Raw genomic sequence first — 8,025 nt, forward strand, 5'->3', positions numbered from 1 at the left:
CCGGCTGGCGGGAACAAGAATAGTTAAGAGTTAAGAGTTGAGAGTTGAGAGCAAACCCAACATCCAGGCTTCGCCTTAACTGTTCACTGTTCACTCTTCACTGTTTGCTTTTCACTCTTCACCGCCTTTCGACCCACCACAGCATCGCCATCCCGCCCGCGAGAAACAGCAGCGTCGGGGCCATTGCCGAAACGAACGGCGGCCAGTCATTCAACAAACCCAGGTGAGCGAACAGCTTGTTCAAAAAATGAAAGCCCAGGCCGAGCATGATGCCGGCGAAAATCCTGGCGCTGATGCCGCCGGTGCGCCGCTGGTACTGGGCAAACGGCAGCGCCAGCACCATCATCACTAGCGCCGCCAGCGGGTAAGTGATCTTGGTCCACAGCGCCAAATCATGGCGCTGCGTCTTCTGGTTGTTCTCACGCAAGTGCTGCGTATAGACATAAAGGTTCCACGCCGACATCTGCTCCGGCACCACCAGCAGCACGTTGAGAATGTTCGGGTTCAGCACAGAAAACCAGTTGGCCTCTGCGATTGAGTTCACCGTGGCGCGTTTGTCATCGAAGCGGGTCTGCACCACATTGTGCAGGCGCCACTGGTTGTCCTTCACGTAATCGCCCTTTTGCGCGTAACTGATGGCGCGCAAGTGCCGTTCCGGATCGAATTCGAAAATGCGCACGCCCAGCAGCGTGGTGTCGGGCAGGATCTGCGCAACATTGATAAAGCTCCTTTCATCCTTCACCCACAGCCCGGAGCGGAATTCCTGCGCCACCACGGTTTTCAGCGCCCTGAGGCGCAGTTGCTGCGCCGCGCGCTCAGTCACCGGGGCGATGAATTCGCCGGTCACAAACGTCAGCACGACGAACACCAGACCGGTCTGCATCAGCGACAACACCATGTCGCGCGCGGAGACACCCGAGACGCGTATCACGGTGTATTCGGAATGGATCACCAGTTGCGCCAGCGCCAGCAGCGTGCCGATCAGCGCCGCGATGGGGAAAAGCTCGTAGATGTGGCCGGGCACGCTCAACAGCACGTAGAGCAGAATGTGCTGCAGACGGTAATTGGCTTGGCCCAAGTCGCCCAGCTCGTGAATCAAATCAAGCAGCGCAAACAGCCCAAGCAGAGCAGCAAACACCAGCAGCGTGCTGCCGAAAATGTGCTGCCTGAGAAAACGGTTGATTATCCTCATTGCTTGAAGAAGCGCAACAGCGGCGTCACCTTGAGCCGCCGGTAAAACAACAGGGCGAGCACCGCCAGCATGAAGATATGCACTCCCCAGAAACCCAGCGCGAGGTTGATTTTCTGCTGTGCCACCAGCCCGCGGGCGATGCTGAGAGAATTGCTGTAGAGCATATACACCGCGAGCGCCAGAATCAGGTTGAAGGAGCGCCCGACGCTTGGGTTGACGAAGCTTAACGGCACCGCGAGCAAAGCCAGAATCAGGGCGCTGATCGGCAGCCCGGCGCGCCAGACGAATTCGGCGAGGCTCGCCGGGCTGCCTTCGCGCAGCAGATCGAGTGTGGACGTCGCACGCCCCTGCGGCGCTTCCTGTTTCGCCTCATACGGCTCGATGCGCATTTCGTATTTGTCGAAATCCGTGATTTTGTATTCGGGGGAGCCGGGCGGCCCTTCGTAGCGCTGGCCATGCAACAGCACCAGGAAGCGGTCGCCGTTCTCGCGCGTTTCCTGATAGCCGTTTTTCGCCACTATGGTGCCCAGCTGCTGGTGCTGCACCGAGCTCACGAAAATATCGGAAACGGTATCCCCCTCCCCCGCGGCGCTTCCCACAAAATACACGCGGTCCGCCTGCCTGGATTCGCGGAACACACCGGGCGTGGCCGTCGCCACATCATCGCGGCTGTCGAGCTGATGGCGGTATTCCTCGCCTTTGCCGAAAGCCCACGGCGAAAGAAACAGGCTCAATACCGCAATCACCGCCGTCATCGGCACGGCAAACACCGTCACCGGACGGATCCACGCGGCAATGCTGATGCCGGAACTGAACCACACGATCATCTCCGAATCGCGGTAGCTGCGGGTCAAACTCAACAACACCGAAATAAACAGCGTCAGCGCCAGTAATACCGGCAGGTAGTAAATGGCGCGAAAACCCAAAAGCGCGATCACGCCTTCGGGCGCCACCGCGCCGCTCGCGGCGGCGCCGAGGAAGCGCACCAGCTGCGTCACCAGAACGATGGCGAACAGGATCACGAACACGACCAGCGCGATGTCGGTGAATTCCCGCAGCAGGACACGGCGGAAAATCATATTGGCTTTTGACTTTTCACAAAAACTCTGTGGATAATGCGGTGTAACACGTGTTTTTGGAAAATCTTTTGCGAAAGAAGGAGCAAAGTGTGGAATTTAGCATAAAAACAAGCGCCCCGGAAAAGCAGGCCGCCCACTGTACGGTGCTTGGAGTTTATGCGCCGCGCAAGCTTTCACTAGCCGCCGCTGCGGTTGACCGTGCGTCCGGTGGCTATCTTGAGCGTATCCTGCGCCGAGGCGACATGCAAGGCAAATCCGGCTCCACCCTGCTTTTGCACAACGTGCCGGGCGTGGCGGCCGAGCGCGTGCTGCTGGTGGGCTTGGGCCGGGAAGCGGATTTCAAGGAACAGTCGTATTTCGATGCGCTGCGCGCGGCGGTGAAGGCGCTCAACGAAACCGGGGCTGCTGAAGCGGCGTTGTTTTTCACTGAATTGCCGGTCAAAAAACACGACACGGCGTGGAAAACCCTGCAAGCGGCGCTGCATGTGCGCGATGCCGTTTATCGCTTCGACCGCTTGAAAAGCAAGAGTGAAGAAAGCAAAAAAACGCTTTCGAAGTTGAGCTTGATGGTGGAGCGCAAGGACTTTGCCCGCGCCGAAGCTGCGCTGAAACAGGGAATCGCCGTCGCCGAGGGCATCCAGCTCACTCGCGATTTGGGGAACCTGCCGCCCAATATCTGCACCCCCACCTATCTCGCGCAACAGGCGCTGCAGCTCGCCAAAACCCACAAGCTCAAGGCGAAAGTGCTGGAGCGCAGGGACATGGAAAAACTCGGCATGGGTTCGCTGCTCTCAGTCGCGCGCGGCAGCCACCAGCCGCCCAAGCTCATCGTGCTGCAATACCACGGGACAGCCAAAAAACAAAAACCCGTCGTGCTAGTCGGCAAAGGCATTACTTTCGATACCGGCGGCATCTCGATCAAGCCCGCGGCGGAAATGGACGAAATGAAATTCGACATGTGCGGCGCGGCGAGCGTGCTGGGCTCAATCAAGGCGGTGGCGCAGATGCGGCTGCCGCTTAATGTGGTCGGCATCATTCCCACCACCGAAAACATGCCGGGAGGCAACGCCAGCCGTCCGGGCGACATCGTCACCAGCATGTCGGGGCAGACCATCGAGATTCTCAATACCGACGCCGAGGGGCGGCTGATTCTGTGCGATGCGCTCACTTATGCCGAGCGCTTTGATCCGGCGGTAGTGGTGGACATCGCCACGCTCACCGGCGCGTGCGTGATTGCGCTCGGCCATGTCGCTTCCGGCCTTTACAGCAACGATGAATCTTTGGCGCGCGAGTTGCTCAAAGCCGGCGAGGTTGCGCACGACCGCGCCTGGCACATGCCGCTGTGGGACGATTACCAGGAGCAGCTCAAAAGTAATTTCGCCGACATGGCCAACATCGGCGGGCGCCCCGCCGGCAGCGTGACAGCCGCGTGTTTCCTCTCGCGCTTCACCAAGAAATACGCTTGGGCGCATCTCGACATCGCCGGCACGGCGTGGAAATCGGGCAGGGACAAGGGCGCAACCGGCCGTCCGGTGCCCCTGCTCACTCAATTTTTGATGAGCCGGGCAAGCAAAGCATGACTGAGATTGATTTTTACACTCATGTCGAAAACAAGCTGCAGGTGGCGTGCAGCTTGAGCGCCAAGGCGCTGGAAAAAGGCCTGCGCGTGATGATTTACGCCGCCGACGCCGAAACCACGGAAAAGCTTGACCGGTTAATGTGGTGTTATCCCGCAATCAGCTTCATCCCGCACTGCCGCGCCACTGACCCGCTGGCTCAGGAAACACCGGTCATCATCGATCATCACTCCGAGCCGCTGCCGCACGATCAGGTGCTGCTGAATCTCCATCCCGAGTGGCCGCCGTTTTTCAGCCGTTTCCAGCGTCTGATTGAAATCGTGGGCCTCGATAAGGCGGACAGTCAGGCGGGCCGCGACCGTTACCGCTTCTACCGCGACCGCGGTTACGACATTCGTCATCACGATCTCAGCAAAACTGCGGCGGAGTTATAACGCCTATGCCGGAGCAAGACGACCTCCTCTCCAAAATGAACGCGCTGATAAAAAAACACCGCGCGCTGGACAATGAAATTCCCACGCTCACCGACGTGATTGCCACCGCCGCCAAGCCGGGCCCGGGCCAGGCCGGACTCGCCGCTTTGACCCCGGAGCAGGTGGAAGCACTGGCGATTCAAATCTACCAGCGCGTGCTGCAAAACCTGGACAGCCGCATCGACAACGAATTGCAACAGCATCTGAGGCCGCAATTGACGGGCAGGATGGAACAGATGCTTGACGCCATGCTCGCCGAGCTCAAGAACACTATCAAAGCCATGGTGGACGATGCCGTCGCCCACGCGCTCGACGCGCAGCTTGAGCACCATCAAAAACTCATTCAATCTTCCCCCGTCACTGAAAAGCGCAAGGTATAATCGCTGCTTTTCGCATCACTTTTTCATCCAATGGAACTCGCCAAGAGTTTTGACCCGCATGGCATAGAAAGCCGTTGGTATCCGGAATGGGAAAAGCGCGGCTATTTTCGCCATCGAACCTCAGACCAATCCACCCCGCCTGCACCGTCGGCGGCTGCGGATACACGAAAGCAAGGAGGAGCCGGCGAGACAGTGCACGAAGCACGGCGAACCGGCGACAACGCAGCTGACAAACTAGACGCGCCGCCCACGGAGCAGGCGTATTGCATCCAGCTTCCACCGCCTAATGTCACCGGCACGCTGCACATGGGGCATGCGTTCCAGCAGACGCTGATGGATATCCTCATCCGTTACCACCGCATGCGCGGCGACAAGGTGAACTGGGTGATGGGAACAGACCATGCCGGCATCGCCACGCAAATTGTGGTCGAGCGCCAACTCGAAATGGAAAACAAGACCCGCCGCGATCTGGGGCGGGAAAAATTCGTCGAGCGCGTGTGGCAATGGAAGCAGCAATCCGGCTCGGCCATCACGCGCCAGATGCGCCGGCTCGGCGTCTCCGGCAACTGGGATTACGCAAGCACTGATGGCCAGCACGCGGGCTACTTCACGATGGACGAGCGCATGTCACGCGCAGTCATCGAGGTGTTCGTGCGGCTTTACGAACAAGGGCTGATCTATCGCGGCAAGCGGCTGGTCAACTGGGACCCGGTGCTCGGCACCGCGGTGTCCGACCTGGAAGTGGACAGCGAAGAAGAAGACGGCAAACTCTGGGAAATCCACTACCCGCTCGATGGCGGCGGCAAGGGCGTGGTGGTGGCGACAACGCGGCCGGAAACCATGCTGGGCGACGTCGCGGTAGCGGTCAACCCAGGAGATAACCGCTACAAATCCCTCGTCGGCAAACGCGTCAAGCTGCCTCTCACCGGCCGCAGCATCCCGGTGATCGCGGACGAGTACGTGGATCCGGAATTCGGGACTGGATGTGTAAAGATCACGCCAGGACATGATTTCAATGACTACAGGGTCTGGGAGCGACACCGCGATAGTTTGTCCCCGCTTTTCTCGATTTTTACTTTGGAAGCCAAAGTAATCGACAACTCGATTCCAGCTGCGGGCGAACGGTGGCAAAACTACGTAGCACCAAGGCAGTCTGGCGGCAAAACCGGACCCGTCGGAACACAACCTCTAGCACAAGATATCGGCATTCCGTCCAAGTACTGGACTCTTGATCGGTTTGAAGCACGTAAGCTCATCGTCGCCGACCTTAAGGCTCAAGGCCTTTTGGTCTCAGAAAAACCCTACAAGCTGCGCGTGCCGCGCTCGGGACGCACCGGCGTCATCGTCGAGCCGATGCTAACGGATCAATGGTTTGTGACGATGGACGGGCTGGCGAAATCCGGCCTCGAGGCGGTCGCAAAGGGCGAGGTGAAGTTCTACCCCGAGCACTGGGTCTCCACTTACAACCAATGGCTGGAAAACATTCAAGACTGGTGCATCTCGCGGCAACTGTGGTGGGGGCACCAGATACCGGCATGGTATGACGAAGATGGGAATGTTTACGTTGCTCGCAACAAAGCAGAAGCGGCGAAAAAGGCCGGTGGTAAAAAGCTTGTGCGCGATCCCGACGTGCTCGATACATGGTTCTCCTCCGCCTTGGTGCCCTTTACTTCCCTCGGTTGGCCTGAAAAAACAAAAGACCTCGACCTCTTTCTGCCTTCTTCGGTGCTGGTCACCGGCTTCGACATCATTTTCTTCTGGGTGGCGCGGATGATCATGATGACGCTGCATTTCACCGATAAAGTGCCGTTCCGCCACGTCTACATCAACGCCATCGTGCGCGACGCCGAAGGCCAGAAGATGTCGAAGTCGAAAGGCAACACGCTTGACCCGCTCGATCTGATAGACGGCATCACGCTCGATGAGCTGCTGGCGAAATCGACAGTCGGCTTGCTGCGCACTGAGCACAAAGAAAAAATCGAGAAATACATCCGCAACCATTACCCGAACGGCATCCCCTCTTACGGCGCGGATGCGTTGCGTTTCACCTTCGCCTCACTGGCCAGCTTCGCGCGCACACTTAACTTCGACCTCAACCGTTGTGAGGGTTACCGCAACTTCTGCAACAAACTGTGGAACGCCGCGCGCTTCGTACTCATGAACTGCGAGGGTAAGGACTGCGGGCAGGACGACATCAAACCCATTGAACTATCGTTCGTAGATGAATGGATCATCTACCGCCTTCAGCAAGCAGAATCACGTGTCATCGAGGGATTCGAAACCTACCGCTTCGATCTACTCGCCCGAGAGATCTATGAGTTCCTTTGGGATGAATACTGTGATTGGTATGTCGAGTTAGCAAAAGTGCAGTTGCAGGTGGGAAATGAAGCGCAGCAGCGTGGTACGCGGCGCACGTTGGTACGAGTACTAGAAGCCACATTACGACTCGCCCATCCGGTTATCCCCTTCATCACTGAGGAGTTGTGGCAGAAGATTACGACTCTTGCGGGCAGGAGTGGGCAAAGTATCATGCTCGCAGCATACCCAAAGCCGAATAATGGAATTCCACAGGCTACTGTACTTAATTTTGTGGCATTGCTTAAAGGCCTAACGAACTCGGTCCGGAACCTACGTAGCGAAGCAAACTTACTACCGTCTAGGCGTGTGGCAATGATTGCGGAAGGCCCTCCAGACGATCTTGCGCAGATCAGTCCGTATATCTCGGCCTTGGCAAGGCTTTCCGAGGTGCAAATCGTAGATAATCTGCCCAACACTGATGCACCTGTCGTCATCTCGGGTACATACCGGTTCATGCTGAAAATCGAGATCGACTTCGCCGCCGAGCGCGGGCGGTTGAAAAAGGAAATCGCGCGGCAGGAAAGCGAGATCGCCAAGGCGAAAACCAAGCTCGGCAATCCGGCATTCGTCGAGCGCGCGCCCGTTCAGGTCATCGCACAGGAAAAAAAGCGCCTCGCCGACTTCGGCGCGACGCTGGAAAAACTCACCACGCAACTGGAAAAACTAGGCTAAGGATAATATCTTTCGCGCATGCGCCGGCAATACGCTTCGAGCCGGGGATATTTCAGCGCGTGTTGCTTGAGCGCTGAATCGAGCGGCACCAATATGATGTTGGCGAGGAAAGCATAAGCGGTGGCATCGAGCGCAGTCGGCTCTCCAACCAGGGCAAATCTGGGCATTGGGAAATATCGGAACTCCTGCCCTGATGTGTTAAGGGGCTCCACTTGCAGAACTTCTAAGAAATGTAACAATAAGCGCGCTAATCCTGGCGCGTTGTTGGTTTGGCTGGAACGCACGCTTAATGCG

At 57.8% G+C, this 8,025-nt stretch carries 7 protein-coding genes; 4 read left to right on the forward strand and 3 right to left on the reverse strand.

Annotated features, from left to right (window positions below; all coding sequences use genetic code 11):
• Nucleotides 1-118: 118 nt before the first annotated feature.
• Complete coding sequence (gene lptG, locus VHE58_07125; GenBank protein HVS27051.1) at nt 119-1,192, reverse strand: LPS export ABC transporter permease LptG; 1,074 nt, start codon at nt 1,190-1,192, stop codon at nt 119-121.
• Nucleotides 1,189-2,271, reverse strand: a complete 1,083-nt coding sequence (gene lptF, locus VHE58_07130; protein HVS27052.1) for an LPS export ABC transporter permease LptF — start codon at nt 2,269-2,271, stop codon at nt 1,189-1,191. Before lptF ends, lptG begins: the two co-directional genes overlap by 4 nt.
• A gap of 89 nt (nt 2,272-2,360) precedes the next feature.
• Here lptF and VHE58_07135 point away from each other — a divergent pair, with 89 nt between their 5' ends.
• From VHE58_07135 to VHE58_07150, 4 genes are read left to right on the forward strand one after another with little or no spacing between them, the layout of a single operon-like run.
• Complete coding sequence (locus VHE58_07135; GenBank protein HVS27053.1) at nt 2,361-3,851, forward strand: leucyl aminopeptidase; 1,491 nt, start codon at nt 2,361-2,363, stop codon at nt 3,849-3,851.
• Complete coding sequence (locus VHE58_07140; protein ID HVS27054.1) at nt 3,848-4,282, forward strand: DNA polymerase III subunit chi; 435 nt, start codon at nt 3,848-3,850, stop codon at nt 4,280-4,282. Before VHE58_07135 ends, VHE58_07140 begins: the two co-directional genes overlap by 4 nt.
• A 5-nt stretch (nt 4,283-4,287) precedes the next feature.
• Entirely contained in the window at nt 4,288-4,701 is a 414-nt protein-coding gene (locus VHE58_07145; protein HVS27055.1) for a hypothetical protein, read from the forward strand.
• 30 nt (nt 4,702-4,731) lie between these two features.
• Entirely contained in the window at nt 4,732-7,731 is a 3,000-nt protein-coding gene (locus VHE58_07150) for a valine--tRNA ligase (GenBank protein HVS27056.1), read from the forward strand.
• On the opposite strand, the gene VHE58_07155 is transcribed toward VHE58_07150, so the two are convergent.
• On the reverse strand, nt 7,728-7,898 hold the full coding sequence (locus VHE58_07155) for a glutathione S-transferase C-terminal domain-containing protein (protein ID HVS27057.1): 171 nt from the start codon (nt 7,896-7,898) through the stop codon (nt 7,728-7,730). The two genes, VHE58_07150 and VHE58_07155, sit on opposite strands and share 4 nt — an antisense overlap.
• Between the last annotated feature and the right edge of the window lie 127 nt (nt 7,899-8,025).

It is taken from the genome of Burkholderiales bacterium (assembly GCA_035543335.1).
Classification (GTDB): Bacteria; Pseudomonadota; Gammaproteobacteria; order Burkholderiales; family JAHFRG01; genus JAHFRG01.

What these genes read in the sequence shown, in the direction of transcription:
- VHE58_07155 (HVS27057.1), bottom strand. Translation starts at nt 7,898, where the DNA reads ATGCCCAGATTTGCCCTGGTTGGAGAGCCGACTGCGCTCGATGCCACC.
- lptG (HVS27051.1), bottom strand. Translation starts at nt 1,192, where the DNA reads ATGAGGATAATCAACCGTTTTCTCAGGCAGCACATTTTCGGCAGCACG.
- VHE58_07150 (HVS27056.1), top strand. Translation starts at nt 4,732, where the DNA reads ATGGAACTCGCCAAGAGTTTTGACCCGCATGGCATAGAAAGCCGTTGG.
- VHE58_07145 (HVS27055.1), top strand. Translation starts at nt 4,288, where the DNA reads ATGCCGGAGCAAGACGACCTCCTCTCCAAAATGAACGCGCTGATAAAA.
- lptF (HVS27052.1), bottom strand. Translation starts at nt 2,271, where the DNA reads ATGATTTTCCGCCGTGTCCTGCTGCGGGAATTCACCGACATCGCGCTG.
- VHE58_07140 (HVS27054.1), top strand. Translation starts at nt 3,848, where the DNA reads ATGACTGAGATTGATTTTTACACTCATGTCGAAAACAAGCTGCAGGTG.